The sequence below is a fragment of the Nocardiopsis sp. RV163 genome, from assembly GCF_001029525.1.
Taxonomy (GTDB): Bacteria; Actinomycetota; Actinomycetes; order Streptosporangiales; family Streptosporangiaceae; genus Nocardiopsis; species Nocardiopsis dassonvillei.
In genome coordinates this window covers 1-17,298 of record NZ_LEKI01000037.1, presented here as the reverse complement: position 1 = coordinate 17,298, position 17,298 = coordinate 1, and the positions used below count along the sequence as shown (strand labels likewise).

11 protein-coding genes are annotated in these 17,298 nt (G+C 74.5%); 5 read left to right on the top strand and 6 right to left on the bottom strand.

Annotation, left to right across the window (positions count from 1 at the left end):
• Positions 1-36: 36 nt before the first annotated feature.
• Both ABD54_RS09465 and ABD54_RS09460 read right to left on the bottom strand, forming a co-directional pair.
• The gene (locus ABD54_RS09465; protein WP_047869065.1) at positions 37-2,073 is read right to left on the bottom strand and encodes a S9 family peptidase; all 2,037 of its coding nucleotides are present in this window, start codon (positions 2,071-2,073) and stop codon (positions 37-39) included.
• A 301-nt stretch (positions 2,074-2,374) separates the two neighbouring features.
• The gene (locus tag ABD54_RS09460; protein WP_082166756.1) at positions 2,375-3,394 is read right to left on the bottom strand and encodes a ferrochelatase; all 1,020 of its coding nucleotides are present in this window, start codon (positions 3,392-3,394) and stop codon (positions 2,375-2,377) included.
• A gap of 133 nt (positions 3,395-3,527) precedes the next feature.
• On the opposite strand from ABD54_RS09460, the gene ABD54_RS09455 reads away from it, so the two are divergent.
• Positions 3,528-4,826: a D-arabinono-1,4-lactone oxidase gene (locus ABD54_RS09455; protein ID WP_047869064.1), complete on the top strand. Its 1,299-nt coding sequence runs from the start codon at positions 3,528-3,530 to the stop codon at positions 4,824-4,826.
• A 175-nt stretch (positions 4,827-5,001) separates the two neighbouring features.
• Here ABD54_RS09455 and ABD54_RS09450 read toward each other — a convergent pair whose 3' ends face one another.
• Positions 5,002-6,078 (bottom strand): hypothetical protein, encoded by a 1,077-nt coding sequence (locus tag ABD54_RS09450; protein WP_047869063.1) that lies wholly within the window; start codon positions 6,076-6,078, stop codon positions 5,002-5,004.
• Positions 6,079-6,650: 572 nt separating this feature from the next.
• Between ABD54_RS09450 and sepH the strand changes: the two genes are divergently transcribed.
• On the top strand, positions 6,651-8,075 hold the full coding sequence (gene sepH, locus ABD54_RS09445) for a septation protein SepH (RefSeq protein ID WP_047869062.1): 1,425 nt from the start codon (positions 6,651-6,653) through the stop codon (positions 8,073-8,075).
• A gap of 55 nt (positions 8,076-8,130) precedes the next feature.
• Here the strand turns inward: sepH and ABD54_RS09440 are convergent, their stop codons facing one another.
• Both ABD54_RS09440 and ABD54_RS09435 read right to left on the bottom strand, forming a co-directional pair.
• Positions 8,131-10,020, bottom strand: coding sequence for a PH domain-containing protein (locus ABD54_RS09440; RefSeq protein WP_047869061.1), 1,890 nt, complete (start codon positions 10,018-10,020; stop codon positions 8,131-8,133).
• The gene (locus tag ABD54_RS09435; RefSeq protein ID WP_082166757.1) at positions 10,020-10,592 is read right to left on the bottom strand and encodes a PH domain-containing protein; all 573 of its coding nucleotides are present in this window, start codon (positions 10,590-10,592) and stop codon (positions 10,020-10,022) included. Before ABD54_RS09435 ends, ABD54_RS09440 begins: the two co-directional genes overlap by 1 nt.
• Positions 10,593-10,781: 189 nt before the next feature.
• Between ABD54_RS09435 and ABD54_RS09430 the strand changes: the two genes are divergently transcribed.
• Positions 10,782-11,756 (top strand): ATP-binding cassette domain-containing protein, encoded by a 975-nt coding sequence (locus ABD54_RS09430; protein WP_047869060.1) that lies wholly within the window; start codon positions 10,782-10,784, stop codon positions 11,754-11,756.
• Positions 11,753-12,586 (top strand): ABC transporter permease, encoded by an 834-nt coding sequence (locus ABD54_RS09425; RefSeq protein ID WP_047869059.1) that lies wholly within the window; start codon positions 11,753-11,755, stop codon positions 12,584-12,586. Before ABD54_RS09430 ends, ABD54_RS09425 begins: the two co-directional genes overlap by 4 nt.
• Before the next feature lie 56 nt (positions 12,587-12,642).
• Here ABD54_RS09425 and ABD54_RS09420 read toward each other — a convergent pair whose 3' ends face one another.
• Positions 12,643-15,918: a BTAD domain-containing putative transcriptional regulator gene (locus ABD54_RS09420; protein ID WP_047869058.1), complete on the bottom strand. Its 3,276-nt coding sequence runs from the start codon at positions 15,916-15,918 to the stop codon at positions 12,643-12,645.
• A gap of 304 nt (positions 15,919-16,222) precedes the next feature.
• Here ABD54_RS09420 and ABD54_RS09415 point away from each other — a divergent pair, with 304 nt between their 5' ends.
• The gene (locus tag ABD54_RS09415; RefSeq protein WP_047869057.1) at positions 16,223-16,879 is read left to right on the top strand and encodes a YbhB/YbcL family Raf kinase inhibitor-like protein; all 657 of its coding nucleotides are present in this window, start codon (positions 16,223-16,225) and stop codon (positions 16,877-16,879) included.
• Positions 16,880-17,298 lie beyond the last annotated feature (419 nt).

The following is a 17,298-nucleotide window of genomic DNA, read 5'->3' as shown; positions in this document are numbered from 1 at the left end:
GGGCCGCGGTCGCGGCCCCGGCCGGTCGTGGGCGGATCAGAGCAGTTCGGGCCTGCTCCACTCCTTGCCGTGCACGTGGTGGTCGAGGAAGGCGAAGATCGTCTCGTACCAGATCCGGGCGTTCCCGGGGGTGAGGATCCAGTGGTTCTCGTCCGGGAAGTACAGGAACTTGGCGTCCACCTCGTGCAGCAGCAGGTCGCGCCACAGGCGCAGGCCCTCGGAGATGGGCACCCGGTAGTCCTTGTCGCCGTGGATGACGAGCATCGGGGTGCGGATGCGGTCCGCGTGCAGGTGCGGGGAGTTGAGGGTGTAGCGCTCGGGGCGCTCCAGCGGGGTGCCGAACTCGCGCTCCCACACCGGCGGGTAGTCGGTGGTGCCGTTGAAGCCGTCCAGGCCCCACAGGGAGGCGTGGGAGACGATGGCCCTGAACCGGTCGGTGTGACCGGCGATCCAGTTGGCCATGTAGCCGCCGAAGGAGCCGCCCATCATGGCGGTGCGCTCGGCGTCGATGTCCTCGCGCGCCTCGGCGGCGTCGGTGACGGCCATGACGTCGGCGAAGGTGCGCGGCCCCCACTGTCCCCAGGCGCGGCGGAGCATGTCCTGGCCGTAGCCGGTGGACAGGGCGGGGTCGGGCAGCAGGACGGCGTAGCCGCGCGCGGCGAGCAGCCACGGGTTCCAGCGCCAGGACCAGCCGTTGAAACTCATGTAGGGGCCGCCGTGGACCCAGAGCATGAGCGGGGCGGGCGAGTCGGCCGAGGCCTCCTCGGGCAGCACCAGCCAGGAGCGGATCACGGTGCCGTCGTCGGCGGTGGCCTCGAGCTCGGTGAGGGTGCCGGGCACGGTCAGCTCGGAGCCGGGGGTGCGCAGGTGCACGGGTCGGCCGTCGGCGGCGTCGGCGGCCAGGCGTACGGGAGCGGGCGGGGCGTCCCAGGCGTCGCGCAGGGCGTAGACGTGGCGGCCGTCGGGGGACGGGTTGAGGTTGCTGTAGGCGCCGTGGTCGCCGGTGAGGCGGGTGAGCGCGCCGCTGGCCAGGTCGATCCGGAAGACGGGTCGGCGGCCGCCGTGGTCGGCGACGAGGAAGACCGCGCCGGAGTCGGCGGCCCAGGCGAGTTCGCGGGGCCACAGCTCGTGGTCGGCGAGCAGGTCGCGGCCCTGCCCTGTGGCCAGGTCGACCAGCCAGGCGGTCTCGTCCCGGGGTTCGCCGTCGTAGTCGCCCTGGGAGCAGCGCACGAGCAGGACGTGGCGGCCGTCGGGGGAGACGAGCGGGTTGTCGAAGTCGTGGTCGGGGTCGGTGGCCAGGGTGCGGCGCTGTCCCGTGGCGGTGTCGATGGCGACGACGTCGCGGCGCCGGGCACCCCGGCCCACGGGGACCTGCCACTCGGTGACCAGCGTGGTGCCGTCGGGGGTGAGGTCGCCGACCGCGCCGAGGAGCGCCATCCCGGCGTCGGGGGTCAGGTCGCGCGGGTCGCCGAGCCGGGAGTCCTCGTCCGCGGGCGGTTCGGCGACCAGGTAGCGGGGGTGTCCCGGACCGACGTCGCTGTCCCAGGAGCGAACGGGCAGCGCCTCGTGCAGGATGGCGGTGACCCCGGCCTCCTCACGGGCCTTGCGTGCCTCCCTGTCGGAGTCCTCGTCATCGCTGCGGGGGAGGGTGTCGGAGGTGAGTGCGACCAGGCCGGAGTCGCGGGCGACCGTGAAGGAACCGATACCGCCGGGCCGGGAGGCGACCTGGCGGGCCTCGCCGCCGTCGGCGGGCAGGAGCCACAGGGCGGTGCGGGCCTCGGCGTCGGCACCGGCCTCGGGGTCGGGGCGGCCGGCGGTGAACAGGACCGAGCCGTCGGGGAGGAAGCCGACGCCGCTCTCGCCCTGGGCCGAGCGTGTGAGGCGTCTGGGGGCGCGCCCGCCCTCGGACTCGGGGGCGGTGTCGATCTCCCACAAGGCGCTGCGGAAGGACTTGGCGTCGGGGGCGAGGCCGCTGACGGGCGCGACCAGACGGGTCCCGTCCGGTGAGAGGCGCAGTCCGTTGACGCGGCGAAGTCGGACGTACTCCGGCAGTTCATACCAGGAACGGACCAAGACACATACTCCCTGAACGTCGACGTGGGGTCGGGGCGGACACCGTCGAGCGGACCGTGGGGCGACTGTGGTCCCCCGCCCTCCCGCGGGCGGTGTCAGCAGCGTTTACTCACCTTCCCACACGTCCGGAACGGCGGGTCGGGCCGGGTCGCGGATCCCGCGAGGGGGACCGAGGGAGGCCCGCCACTCCAGGATGACCCGTTCGGGGCCGTCGCACAAAGCCCTTCCGCGGACCTGTGGACGACACCGCGCCGGGGCCTGCGGCCGACGGCGGGGCCCGTCGGCCGCGCGGTTCAGCGGCTCAGACCGGGCACGAGCAGTCGGTGCAGCGCGCGAGCGAGCTCAGGCGCCGGGGCCGGGCCCGTTCGGCGTACTCGCGGACCAGGTCGGTAACCATGGACACGAACGCGGGGTGCGTGCCGGGGCTGAGCGCGCGCTCGTAGCCGATGCCGAGCTTCTTGGCGGTGTCGCGGGCTTCCACGTCGAGGTCGAACTTGACCTCCATGTGGTCGGAGACGAAGCCGTGCGGGACCACGACCACGGCTGGCACGCCCTCGGCGGCCAGCTCCTCCATGCGGTCGTTGACGTCGGGCTCCAGCCAGGGCTGGCTGGGCGGGCCGCTGCGGCTCTGGTAGACGACCTCGTACGGGTAGTCGCGGTCGAGCCGCCCGACCACCAGGCGCGCCACCTCGGCCAACTGGGCGCCGTAGGCCCCCTCGGAGCCGAACGCCTGTCCGGGGCCCCCGCTGGCCTCGGCCATCGTCGTGGGGATGGAGTGCGCGGAGAAGAGCAGGTGCGCGCCCTCGCGCTGCTCGTGGGGCAGGGCGTCCAGGGCGGCGCGGGTGTGCTCGACCAGCGGTTCGACGAACCCGGGGTGGTCGTAGAAGGGCCGGATGAGGTCCACTTCGGGGGCGTCCTCGCCCACTGCGGCGAGGGCGCGGGCGATGTCCTCCTCGTAGGCGGTGCGGCTGGACCAGTTGCAGTACGCGGAGGTGGGCAGCGCCAGGATGCGGCGCACGCCGTCCTCCTTCATCCGGGCGACGGTGTCGGTGAGCATCGGGGCCCAGAACCGGTTCCCCCAGTAGACGGGCAGGTCGACCCCGTTGGCGGCGAAGTCGGCGGTGACCGCGGCGAGCAGGTCGCGGCACTGCTGGTTGATCGGGCTGACACCGCCGAAGAGGAAGTAGTGCTCGCCGACCTCGGCGAGGCGCTCACGGGGGATGTTGCGGCCCCGGGTGACGTTCTCCAGGAACGGGATGACCTCGTCCTCCCCCTCCGGGCCGCCGAAGGAGATCAGCAAAAACGCGTCGTAGTAGCTCACAGCTCTTATGAAACCAGCTCCGCCGGACCGGCTCGCGCGACCCCCCGGATGCGTGTCCTGTGGTCTTGGCCTCCCCTGCCCCCCGGGGCAACCGGCTCTGGCCGCGCGGGTGACCGGTCGGTAATGTCGCCGCATGACAGATGTGATGTGGAACACATGGGCGGGCACCCACCAGGCCCGGCCCAGGCGCACGGCGGCTCCGGGGAGCACCGCGGAGGTCGCAGCGGCGATCACCTCGGCCGCAGCGGAGGGCCTGCGCGTCCGCATGGTCGGCACGGGGCACTCCTTCACCGACGTGGCCGTCACCGACGGCCTCCTCCTCTCCCCCACCTCCCTGACCCGGGTGCGCTCGGTCGACCCGGCGGCCGGCACGGCCACCGTCGAGGCGGGCCTGCCCCTTTGCGACTTCAACGACGTGCTGGCCGACCACGGGGCGGCCCTGGCCAACATGGGCGACATCGCCGTGCAGACCGTGGCGGGGGCGGTGCAGACCGGAACCCACGGCACCGGCCGCGACGCGGGCGGGCTGGCCGCGCAGGTGGTCGGCATGGAGATGGTGCTCGCAGACGGTTCGGTGGTGGAGTGCTCGGCCGAGCGGGAGCCGGAACTGTTCCAGGCGGCCCGGGTGGGCCTGGGCGCGTTCGGCGTGGCCACCGCGCTGACCGTGGCGGTGCGCCCGGCCTTCCTGCTGCACGCGCGCGAGGAGCCGATGCGGTTGGAGGAGGTGCTGGATCGACTGCCGGAGCTGCGCGCCGACAACGACCACTTCGAGTTCTACTGGTTTCCGCACACCGGCAACACCAACACCAAGCGCAACAACATCAGCGCGGGTCCGGCCCGGCCGCTCTCGCCGTTGCGCGCCTGGCTGGACGACGAGTTCCTGTCCAACACGCTCTTCGAGGGCGTCAACCGGGTGTGCCGCCGCTTCCCCCGCGCGGTGCCCGCGGTGAACCGGGTCAGCTCGCGCGCGCTGACGGCGCGCAGCTACACCGACGCCTCGTACCGGGTGTTCGCCTCGGTGCGCGCCGTGCGGTTCGTGGAGATGGAGTACGCGATCCCCGCGGAGCACCTGGCCGACGTTCTGCGCGAGGCCGGGGCGATCGTGGACCGGGGCGGTCACCGGGTGAGCTTCCCGGTGGAGGTGCGCTTCGCCCCGGCCGACGACGTGTGGCTGTCCACCGCCTACGGGCGCGACACCGCCTACGTGGCGGTGCACATGTACCGGGGCACCCCCTACGACGCCTACTTCGCCGACCTGGAGTCGCTGTTCACCTCCGCGGGCGGGCGGCCCCACTGGGGCAAGGTGCACACCCGCGACCGCTCCTACCTGGAGGGCGTCTACCCGATGCTGGGCCGGGCCCTGGAGGTGCGGGAACGCGTGGACCCCGGGCGCCGGTTCGGCAACGCCTACCTGGAGCGGGTGCTGGAGTAGGCGCGCGGCGCGATCGGCACGGTCCCCGCGTCCGCGCCGGCCGGTGAGGGCGTCGGTTCCCGGGCGGGGCACCGCGCCCCCGGCCCGGGAGGCGGGGCCGGCCGGCCCCGAGCGCCCGCGGCGGCTGGACCCGGCCGTCCCCGACGGCTGAGGGCCCGGCCGCCGCAGGGCGCGCTCAGCCGGTCTGCGGCACGGCGGGCGGGGGCGCGGGGACGGCCTCCTCGCCGCCCTGTCCACCGGTCCCGGGTCCGGGCGTCTGCCCGCCCGGGTCCTGGGCCCCGCCGTCGCCCTCGGGCGGTTCGGTGGGCTCGGTGGTCCCGCCGGTGCCGTCGGGGACATCCTCCTCCGTGCCGTCGCCGTCGCCGTCGCCGGTCCCGTCGTCCTCGGGCGCTCCGGTCTCGGGGGCGGGCTCGGTCGGCTGTCCGGTGCCCGGGGCCTGCTCCTGCCCACCGGGCGAGGGGTCCGGGGAGTCGTCCCCGGTCGCGGGTGCCTCGGGCTCGTCCTCCTCGGCCGGGGGCGCGGAGGCGGTGCCGCCGAACAGCGTGGGCGCGCTCGGCTCCTGCGAGCCCTGGGTCCAGGAGGTCAGCGAGCGCCCGGTGAACAGCTCGAACACCAGGACGACCAGCATGACCAGTACGAAGACCGCGGTGGCCGGGAGGACCAGGGAGCGCCAGCCGCGCCGCCGATGGCCCCCGCGCTCGCCGGTTCCGCCGTCGGAGCCGCCGTGGCCACCCGGGTCGTCCGAGTCCGAGGGCCACGGGCCGACGGCGGGCATGCGCACGGTGGCGCCGGGGTCGGCCGGGGCCCGGCCGTCCAGCGCGGGCAGGGCCATGGTGCGGGTGGGGTCGGCGTCCTCCCCGCCCCGGGACGGGGGCCCGGTCCCGGTTCCGGAGACCTGCCGCAGCAGGGCGGTCTCGGAGATGCCCTCGGGCGGCGGCGCCACCGGAGCCCCCGGTGCGTCCGGCACCGCCGTGGCGCCCCGGGGGCCGGAGGCCCGCCCGGCCAACTGCCTGGCCTGCTCGCCCCCGCGCGAGAACCAGTGCTGCAGCAGCGGGCTGACGAGTGTGCTGAGCGCGGCCATCCCGGCGGCGCCGATGACCGTGCCGTACACGTTCAGGTAGGAGGCCGCGGTGGCCGCGGCCAGTGTCGCGGCTCCGGCACCGGCGACCTGGGAGACGCTCAGGTCGAACTTCTTCCGCTTGGCGCCCTCCTCCCCTTCTTCCTGGTCGTCGTGGTGTGCGGTCCGACCCATCCGGTCGTCCCCCCTTCGTCGGCCGCGCGCGGGCGCGACGGGACTGTCAGCGCGGGATGGGCGTGTGGTGGGGCATACAACCCCACAGACCCCGAACTTCACATTTCGCCCATAGTTTGATAACTCAGGCTAAGGGCGACAGGTTTCCGATAACGCCATGAAATAAGAAGCATCACTCTCTGGTACACATCGGCGTGTCGAGTTGCGTCCCGGAGGGTCCGTGTACCCGTGGAACGGTCCGGGATCGGAGTTTTTCCCAGACCTGGGGGGATTCGGGGGACGCGGGATACCATCGCGGCTGAGCCCTCGTGCGGGATCGGCGACATTCCCCCGCGATCGCTCCCGGTCGCGGAAGGGTCAGCGTGCCAAGATTGGCACCGAAGCGACCGTGAGGGCCCCGGGTACCCCCGGGGCGGCTCCCAACCGCGGCGGCAGCCGCGGATCGGGAGGCGGGCACACAGTTCGGACATGCCGGGCGCGGTACTGGCCGAACAGTTGTCGGCCGACCAGACTTGGAGAACGCGGGGGCGGGTCGCGGGACCTGCCCTCGACGGGACGCGAAAGGGAGGGCGATGCACGAGCTTCGCCTCGTGGCCGTGAGCGAGGACGGCACCTACCTGGTGCTCGCCAGCGCCGGTCGTGGAACCCGTTTCACGCTGCCCGTCGACGACCGCCTCCGCGCCGCAGTACGCGGCCAGTTCTCCCGGCTCGGCCAGTACGAGATCGAAGTGGAGAATCCGTTGCGCCCCAAGGAAATCCAGGCCCGTATCCGGTCCGGCGAGACCGCGGAGGCCATCTCCGAGATCTCCGGTATCCCCATCGAGCGGGTCCGCTGGTTCGAGGGCCCCGTCCTCCAGGAACGCGAGTACATCGCCCAGCAGGCCCAGCGCGCCAGCGTGCGCGCGCACGGCGGCGCCGCCCCGGGCCCCTCCCTGGAGGAGTTGGTCACCAAGCGGATCGGCGCGCACCAGTTGGAGACCGGTGACGCGGCGTGGGACTCGTGGAAGCGCGAGGACCGGTCCTGGCAGCTCAAGCTCGTGTTCCTGCACGGCGGCGAGGAGCGCGTCGCCCACTGGCTGTACGAGCCCAGACACAACAGCGTGGCTCCCGCCGACGAGGAGGCCGCCCGGTTCTCCTCACCCGACCCCGAACCCGCGCCCTCCCCCGGGGCGACCGTGACGCCCTTCGCGCCGCGCCGCACCGAGAGCGGCCCGGACCTGCCCCGGTCCGGGTCCCAGCCGCCCTCCGAGCGCGAACGCCCCGCGCCCCTGCGCCCCTCCTCCGCCGCGCACCGGGACGAGCAGCCGCGGTCGGCGCCGCCCGCGCGGCCGGCCGCCGCCGAGCGCCACCCCGCCGAGCGCGAGCGGGCCCCGGAGCGTCCCGCCGAGCGCGAGCGGCCCGCCGGACGCCGGTCGCTTGAGTGGGACCAGTACCCGGAGCCGCAGGCGGAGCGGTACGAGCGTCCCCGCAGGGGACAGCCCGTCGAACACCCCGCCGCGCGCACCGGGCCCGAGCGCTGGCCCGCCTACGAGCGCGGGTCCGAGCCCGAGCGGCGGACGCGGAGCGGACACTGGTCCGAGACCGAGCGCTGGCCCGAGACCGCCGCCCGCGACGAGTCCCCGGCACGGGAGCGCCACCGCCCCGAGCGGCGGACCGAACCGGCCGCCTACGACGAGCCCGAGGTCGAGGAGCGGCACCGGCCCGAACGGCGTGCGGACTGGATGGAGGCCCGGCCCGGCGGTCCGGTCGAGCCCGAGGCCGCCCCGCCCGCCGCTGAGGACCCCGCCCAGCAGCGTCCGGCCCCGCGCCGCCGCCGCGCCACCATCGACCTCAACGACAACGGCGTCCCGCGCCGCGCCGCCGAGCAGCCGCCCGCGGCCGCGGTCCCGGCCGCCGCCAACAGCGGACCTTCCGCGGCCAAGCGCAAGGGACGCGGCCGACGCGCCTCGGTCCCGTCCTGGGACGAGATCATGTTCGGCTCCAAGAAGGACGAGTAGGGCGCGCCCGCGCCCACGGGGAGGGGTCGGCCGCACGGTGCGGCCGACCCCTCACTCATGCGTGCTCCGGCCCGCGCGGTTCCGCCCCCGGCCCGGTCCCCGGGGGGCCGACCAGGAAGGGGCGCACCATCTCGGGGGTGACACGGGCGGCGAAGGCCACCGACTCCTCGAACGAGGCGTCCTGCGCGGTGTAGCCGCCCGCGCCCGCGCCGACCGTGACCTGGAGGTCGGCCAGCGAGGACGGGCGCTGGAAGAGGGTCTGGGTCCAGGACCAGCCGATCACCGCCGAGTGCCCCACCGTCGCCTGGGAGCGTCGCAGCGACCCCGAGCGCACGCTCACCCTCTGCCCGTCGTGACCGTGGCCCAGGGAGCGGTACCGGTCCACGCCCAGGGGCACGCCCAGCACCGCCAGGGCCGCGGCCGCCCAGGCGAGCCACGCCGCGTCCAACGCCAGGGCGACCGCCAGGAGCAGCACGAACGGCCCCGAGGAGCGGGTCAGACGACGGTAGAGTGCGGCGCGCGGATGCCGGTCGAGGCCGCCCCGGTACCGGGCGAGCGCGCGGTCCACGACGTCATCGACCACCGCGCGGGGCCCGATCGGCAGCAGCACCGCGCGGTTGGCGGTGTCGCCCAGTCCGGTGACGATGGCGCGCAGGCGCACCGCCCCGCGCAGGCGTTCGAGGGGGTTGTCCAGGAGCTCGTACCCGCGGATGCGGCGCTTCTCCAGCGTCACGCTGCGCCGGGTGAGCAGCCCCCGCTCGGCGACCAGGGAGCCGTCGCGCTCCCTCAGGGTGAAGCCCCAGTGTGTGAGCGCGTAGGAGACCACGGCGAACACCGGCATCAGCAGCACCAGCACGCAGGCGAAGAGGGCCGCGGCCAGCAGGATCAGGCTGTGGTCGGACGTGGTCACCCAGTCCACGGCGTAGTCGGTGGCCAGTTCCCCGGCGGTCTGCTGGACCATCCCGAACAGGGTGGCCAGGACCGCGAACGGGGTGAGCAGGTACCCCAGGCTCAGCGTCCCGTAGAGGTACCACGAGCGGGGCATGGCGAAGTGGGTGACGGTGTCGTCCTCCCCCGGTTCCGGGGCGCCCTCCCGCGTGGCGGGCCCGCCCGGCGCGGCGGGCGGGGCGGCGGCCCCGGCGCCGTGTCCGGTGAGCACCGCCCTGCGGTGCAGCAGCACTCGCCGCAGGCGGTCGGCCTCGCCCGCCGAGACGGCGTCGAGCTTGCCGTCCTCGGTGGCGCCCGCGGAGCCCGCGGCGGCCTCGACGCGGACCACGGCCACGCCCAGCAGCCTGTGCAGCAGGGTGCTGGTGACGTCCACGCCGCGCACCCGCTCCAGCGGGATGGTGCGCTGGGAGCGGCGGAGCAGGCCCCGGCGGATCTCCAGCCGGTCCCCGGCGACCTCGTAGCGGGTGGTGCGCCAGGTGACCATCCCGCCGACCAGCAGGGCCACGACGGTCGCTCCCGTGGCGGCGAGCACCCAGGCGTTGAACCCGCCGAGCACCAGACCGGCGGCGATCGGCACCAGGAGGCCCCTGAGCTGGTTGATGGGTCCCACGACCACACTGCGGGGACTGAGGCGGCGGGCGCGCTCGGCGCCGAAGGCCTCCGCGCCCCCGCCGTCCTGCCCGCCCCACCAGTCGCGGGGATCGTCCGAAGGCTCCGGCCCCGGCTCCCGGTATGCCTCGGGGCCGGGGTCCTGGAAAGCGTGCGCGCCGGAGTCGGCGGGCGTGTGGACGCCGGGGATCCAGGGCGCTGCGGACCCGGGGGCCCGCGGCGCGTGGGCGTCAGGGCTCCGGGGCGGCCGCGGATCGGCGGCCGGGCCGGGGTCGGCGGTCTCCCCCGGGCCCGGGGGCGCGGTGCCGCTTCCGGGGGCGACCCAGCCGCCCCGGTCGTCGGGGCCGACCGGGTCCGGCGGGCCGTGGTGTCCGGCGTGTCCGTCCATCAGGTCGCGTCGTCCCTCAGCGTACCGGCGCGCACGGCCAGTTCCTCGCTCAGCAGGCGCGCCTCCTCGGCGTCCAACCCCTCGATCGTGGACGACCCGGCGTAGGAGGCGGTCTGCACCTCCAACGTCGCCACGCCGAACAGGCGCTCCAGCCACCCCTGCGTGTGGTCGACCGTCTGCAGGCGGTTGACCGGGACCAGCTGCCAGGAGCGGCTGAACCAGCCCGCCCGGGTGTAGATGACGTCCCCCGCCACCTCCCAACGGTGCACCCGGTACCTCCACGAGGGGACGACGGCGATCTCGACCAGGGCGTAGAGCGCGTAGACCCCCGGAAGCAGCCAGGCGTTGTCCCGCGCCCACGGCGGGATCCACGTCCAGCCCAGCGACGAGACCGCCCAGGCGACCGCCGACAGCAGTAGCAGGAAGAAGACGCCGGCGAACAGCAGGCGCAGGGTCCACACGCCGATCGCCCGGCCGCTCACGCGGCGCAGCGGCGGGCGCAGCCGCACGGGCGCCTCGGGTCCGGGCGTTCGCGGCGGCTCCTGGGGACCGGGGGTCGCGGGAGTGTCCATCACGCGCACGAGTCTAGGGCCTCACCCCGCGCCCGCCCCTTCCCCCGCGGGCCGCCGACGGAAGGAACCCGCCACCGCACACGCTGACACCGGCGCCCGTTTCCTGGGGGTTTCTCCGCCATGCGCTGTCAGCGTTCTGTCAGACCGGTTGGTCAGACTTGACAGCAGACGTTGACATCTGGAGGAGCGATGACTGACGCCATCCGCGCGGAGGGCCTGGTCAAGCAGTTCAAGGGCAAACGGGCCCTGGACGGCGTGGACCTGAGGGCCGGGGCGGGGGCCGTGCTGGGCGTGCTGGGGCCCAACGGCTCCGGGAAGACCACGACGGTGCGCATCCTGGCGACCCTGCTGCGCCCCGACGAGGGGCACGCCGAGGTGGGCGGCTTCGACGTGGCGCGCCAGCCCCACGAGGTTCGCCGCCTGATCGGGCTGACCGGCCAGTACGCGGCGGTCGACGCCGACCTGACCGGAACCCAGAACCTCGTGCTCATCGCCCGGCTGCTGGGCTTCGACCGGGCCGGGGCGCGGGCGCGCTCGGCGGAGCTGATGGAGCGCTTCGGGCTCTCCGACGCCGCCGACCGCCCCGCCAAGACCTACTCGGGCGGCATGCGCCGACGACTGGACCTGGCCGCGAGCCTGGTCGGCCGCCCGTCGCTGCTGTACCTGGACGAGCCGACCACCGGCCTGGACCCGCACAGCCGCAACGGGCTGTGGGACGTGGTGCGCGGGCTGGTGGACGACGGTGTCACCGTCCTGCTCACCACCCAGTACCTGGAGGAGGCCGATCAGCTGGCCGACGACCTCATGGTGCTCGACCACGGCCGGGTGATCAGCGAGGGCACACCCGAGGAGCTCAAGAGCCGGGCGGGCAACCAGGTGCTGGAGGTGCGCACCGTCGAGACCGGGGAGCTGTCCCTGGCCACCAGGATCATCGAGGCGGTCACCAGCACCCCGGTGTCCTCGGACGGGCTGCTGGCCAGCGTCGCGGTCACCGACTCGGCGGTCCTGCCCGAGGTGGTGCGCCGCCTGGACGAGCAGGGTGTGGCCGTAGCAGAGCTGTCACTGCGCAAACCCAGCCTGGACGAGGTCTTCCTCGCCCTGACCGGGCACGCCGCCGAGGAGGAGGCCCCCCGGGGGGCCGTTGACGAAGGGACACCGGCATGAGCGCCATGACGACCCGGACGCCGTCGGCTCGGCCGGAGGACGCGCCGACCACCCCAGAGCGGATCAGTCCGCTGATCACCGTGCGCAACGGGCTGCAACTGGCCACGCGCAGCGTGCTGAAGATCAAGGCCAACCCCGAAGAGGTCTTCGGGCTGATGCTGCAGCCGGTCATGTTCGTGACCCTGTTCGTCTTCGTCTTCGGCCAGGCGATGATGGGCGACTGGCAGACCTACCGCGACTTCCTGATGCCCGGCATCATCGCCCAGTCGGTCATCTTCGCCACGCTGGGTACCGGCTTCTCCCTGAGCGAGGACGTGGAGAAGGGCATCTTCGACCGGTTCCGGTCGCTGCCCATCGCCCGCTCGGCCCCGCTGACGGGCGCCATCCTCGGCGATCTGGTCCGGTACTCGATCACCGTGGTGATGGTGCTGGTGGTGGGCCTGGCCATCGGCTTCCGCCCCGAGGGCGGCGTGGTGGGCGTGGTCGTGGCGGCCGCACTGGTGCTGCTGTTCGCGTTCGCCCTGTGCTGGATGTCGGCCTTCATCGGCATGATCGTGCGCACCCCCATGGCGGTGCAGGCGTTCGGGATGATCCTGATGTTCCCGCTGACCTTCAGCAGCTCGGCGTTCGTCAGCCCCGACGACATGCCCAGCTGGCTGCGGGTGGTGGCCGCCAACAACCCGGTCACCCATGTCGTGGACGCCATGCGCGCCCTGATGCTGGGTTCGGGCGATGCCGCCGGCCCGGTGCTGTGGACCGTGCTGTGGGCCGCGATCATCACCGCGGTCTTCTTCCCGCTGGCCGTGTGGGCCTACCGGCGCCGCACCTGACCCGCCGCCGACGAGACCCCCTCTGCCGCCCCGGGGTGCCCGGGGCGGCAGAGGGGTCAGGGGCGCTCCGCTCCACCGGGCGCGTCCCCGGCCAGCCAGGCGTCCACGAGCCCGTGGATCCGGTCGGCGCCCATGTCCCGGACCCCGGCGAGGACGAGGCCGTACTCCCGTTCGCCCAGCTCCCGGAGCGCGCTCTCGCGGGCCCGCACCACCAGGGGCGTGGCGGTGTCGGGCATGCCGCGCAGCACCTCGGCGCAGGCCAGCAGCCAGGCGCCGCGCCGCGGGTCTTCTCCGACGGCCAGCACGGCGAAGGTGTCCAGGACCTCCGCGCACACCGGTCCCAGGCCGTGGTCGGCCAACCGCCAAGCGAGCCGGGCCTGCTCCCAGGCCTCCCCGGTGTCACCTGCCCTCCAGGCGACGGTGGTGTACAGGGTCCGCCAGCCCGCCTCCACGTAGACGGGCGAGAACCCGCCCAGGCCCTTGAGGTCCTCGCCGGCCCGCTCCAGGACCGCGCGGGCCGCGTCCGGCTCCCCCGCGTCCCGCAGCCACTGGCCCTCGGCCAGGCGCAGCAGCACCATCTGTTCCCTCTCCACGGGCCGCTCGAAGCCGAGGAGCACCCGCAGGTCCGCGCGCGCGGCCTCCAGGTCACCGATGTCGGTGAGGACCTGGGCCCGGCGGACGCGGAACATCCAGTCCAGCGCCTCCAGCCCCGCCTCCTCGGCCCTGCGCACGCCGAGGGTGAGCAGGTCGCGGCAGCGGTCGAGGTCCTCGAAGCGGTACAGGTCCACGGCCTGGACCAGTGCCTGGCACTCGCCCCAGGTGTCGCCGCACGCGCGGAACTGCTCCAGGGCGGTTCTCGCGCGTTCCATGGACCGCCCGGTGCGCCCGTTGACCGCGTCGAACAGGGACAGCAGCACCCCCACGAGGGCCCGCATCCACGGGTCGGACTGGTCGGCCGCGACGGTGAGGCGTTCGTGGGCGGCTCCGGTCGTCCCCTCCAGCAGCGCCCTGTAGACCAGGCCGTAGACGAGCATGTGGTGCTCCTCCGGCCGCTGGCCCGCCTGTTCCAGGACGGCCTCTGCCTCGCGTATGCGCTCCAGCACCGTCTCGTGGGCGGTGGTCGTGTCGGCCCGCTGGAACAGGCAACTGGCGTAGGCCACGGCGCGCCCCTCGGGCACCCGGCCGCCGACCATGTCCAGGACGTTCCCGGCCCAGTAGTGGAGCTGGCGCCAGGAACCGCACAGGGTCCAGTACCACTGGGTGCACTCGACCAGGTCCAGGGCCAGCGCGCGGTCCCGGCGCTCGACGGCCCAGCGCACGGCGGCGCCGCAGTTGTCGGCCTCGGGGGCCAGACGGGCGAGCAGCTCCCCCTGGCGCGGGCCGCGCAGCAGCGGGTCGGCCCAGCGCCACAGGTCGCGGACGTGGCGGGCGTGCGCGTCGCGCACGCGCTCCTCCTCCCCGCTGCGCGCCAGGCGTTCGGCGGCGTAGGCCCGCACGGTCTCCAGTTGCCGGTAGCGGGGCGGAGTGCCGTCACGGTCGGGGTTGTCGGCGATGACCAGGGACTTGTCGACCAGGGCGAACAGGACGGTCCACGCGTCGTGGCCGCCGATCTCCCCCTCGGTGCCGGGGTCGGCGCAGACCCGTTCGACGGCCTCCAGGGTGGCTCCCCCGGCGAAGATCGACAGGCGGCGCAGCAGGCGGCGCTCGGGTTCGTCGAGCAGCTCCCAGCTCCAGTCGACGACGGCGCGCAGGGTGCGGTGGCGCGGCAGAGCCGACCGGGCGCCCCCGGTGAGGAGCCGGAAGCGGTCGCGGAGCCGGTCGGCGAGCTGGGCGGCGCTCATCGAGCGCAGGCGCGCGGCGGCCAGTTCCAGGGCCAGCGGCAGGCCGTCCAGCTCGCGGACGACGCGGACGACGTGGGCGACGTTGTCGGGGGTGACGCGAAAGCCGGGGCGCACGGCGGCGGCGCGTTCGGCGAACAGGACGACCGAGGAGCAGGCGGTGGCCCGGTCGGCTGAGGCCCCCTCGGGCGGCATGTCCAGGGAGGGGATGGTCAGGAGCTGTTCGCCGGGCACGCCCAGGGGTTCGCGGGAGGTGGCCAGGATCCGCAGGCCGGGGCAGCGTGCCAGCAGCGTCGCCACGGCGGACGCGACCTCCTCGACGATGTGCTCGCAGTTGTCCAGGACGAGGAGGACGGGGCTGTCGCCGACGAAGGAGACCACCCGTTCCAGGAGCGGGACGAGTGCGGCGGGCGAGGTGGGGGCCGCGGAGCGCGCCTGGAACACGGCGTGCTCGCGCAGTTCCAGCGCGGAGGCCAGTGCCTGGGGGACGTCCGCGGCCGTCCTGGAAGCGAGTTCGACGAACCAGCCGCCTCGGGAGATCAGGGAGGGCGCCCGCGCGGCCAGCGCGGAGGCGCCCTCGATCGCCAGGCGGGTCTTGCCCGCGCCGCCGGGGCCCAGCAGGGTGACCAGGCGCTCGCGGGTGAGCAGGTCGACGGCGGTGTCCACCTCGGTGTCGCGCGGCACGAAGCTGGTCAGGGCGACGGGCAGGCGCAGGGGCGGAGCCGAAAGCGGGGAGGGATCGGCGGAGGGGGGCGCGTCGAGTTCACCGCGCAGCAGCCTCAGGTGCAGATCGCGCAGTTGGGGCGAGGGATCGAGGCCCAGCTCGTCGGCCAGGTGGGAGCGGAAGCGCTCGTAGGCGGCCAGGGCGTCGGCGGTGCGGCCGGTGGCGGCCAGCGCGCGCACGAGGAGCGCGAGGGGACCCTCGCGGTGCGGTTCGCGTCGGCACAGGTCCTCCGCCTCGGGCAGGACCTCGGCGTGCAGTCCCAGGTCGGCCAAGGCGCTCAGCCGGTCCTCCAGGGCCGCGCGGCGGGTCTCGGCCAGGCGCAGTGCCGTGTCCTCGGCCAGGCCGCGCGCGGTCAGGTCCGAAAGTGCCGGTCCGCTCCACAGGGCGAGGGCCTCGCCCAGGTCGCGGGCGGCGTCGGCGGCCCTGCCCGAGGCGAGCCCGGCCCGCCCCCGTCTGACCAGGGACTCGAACTCGGTCAGGTCCACCTGTCCGGGCTCGACCGCCAACCGGTACCCCGAGGCGTCCCCGTGGATGCGCGCGCCCTCACCCAGCGCGCGGCGCAGGCGGGAGACCAGGGCCTGCAGGGCGTTGCCCGGCGACGCGGGCGGGTCGCCCGCCCAGACGGCGTCGGTGAGCTCGTCGTTGGCGACCCGCTGGCCGGGCCGGAGCAGGAGGAGGGTGAGCAGCGTGCGCAGGCGCGCGCCGCCGATGGCGACGGGCCGCCCGGTCGCGTCGTGGACCGCCAGGGGCCCGAGGATGGAGAACCGCACCGACCCATGATCACCGATCGTACGGACGAACGCTCTCCGTGAGGGGCGTCCCCCGTCCCCTTCTCGCCGGACCGCGGCCGGTGGGGCGCGGACGCGGTCAGCGGCGTCCCGCGCGGGTGCGCGGGGTGCGCGGACGGGAGACCGAACGCCCGCCCGACCGCAGTAGGGTTCGCTGGGGAACGTGTCGTCGGCGCCCGCCCGCGGAGCCGCCCGTTCCCCGCCGGTCCGGCGCCGGATCTCCTCCGAGCGCCGCACCCGCGTCACCGAGATGTTCGCCTCCACGGCCCGAAAAGCAGGAGTCCCATTGTTCCCGGCCCTCCCCTTCCCCCGGACCACCGGTGCGCCGCGTGCGGCCCGCCCGTCCCCCGGTACGCGCGCCGGCGCGGTGGCGGCCGGGGCCGTCGTGGCGCTGACCACGGGCTGCGGGATCCTCTCGCCCGCGCAGAACGGCGACATGCCCGACGACATCAACGTCACGAGCCCGCTGATGCAGGAGGGCGAGCCGCTTCCCGCGGCCTACTCCTGCGAGGGCGAGGCCGAGACCGGCGCGGAGGGCGAGGGCGACACGGGCGGCTCCGAGGACCCCGAGGAGGCACAGCAGGCGTACTCGCCGCCGCTGAGCTGGTCGGGGCTTCCCGACGAGGCCGGGTCGATCGCCCTGGTGATGGACGACCCGCAGGTGGCGCAGGTGTTCTGGGTGGTCTACGACCTGGACCCCGAACTGGTCGAGCTGCGCCAGAACACCGTTCCGGCCGACGCCAAGCAGGGCCAGAACAGCATCGGCGAGTCCGCCTACGACCCGCCCTGCCCCGAGCCCGACGAGGCCTACGAGTACCGGTTCACCGTGTACGCCCTCCGGGGCCCGCTGGACCTGCCCGAGGGCGCGGCGCTGAGCGTCTCGCTGGAGGCGATCGCGGACCAGGCCGTCGCGCGCGGTTCGCTGGTAACACGCAGCGGGTGACATAGTTCACCGCGGGCGCCGCCTCCGCAACGGCCCCGGACGATTCGACGGATCCGGGGTCACGGTGATTCCTGGAGGAAGCTCCCGTAGCCCTCTGCACACGGAGCACGACAACACATACAGTGGGTCTGTGCCCCCGCCCCGTTTCAGATGACCGATAATCGCCCATTCGCCGCGCGGCGCCCTGACCCTGAACCGCACCGGACCGCCTGCGTCCCCCCGCGAGCGCAGGCCGAACCCACCGGATCGCCGCGGTCCACGGAGGTCACCGCCTCCCCTCGACCGGCCTCCTCCCGGCCGGTCACCGGTGCGGTAGGGGGAGCGGTGGTGGGTTCCGGTGTCGTAGTCGTTGCGGTTGAAGGAGTCGGTGTCGTACTCGGGTCGTCCGGTGCCGGGCACGCCGTAGTCGGCGTGGCTGT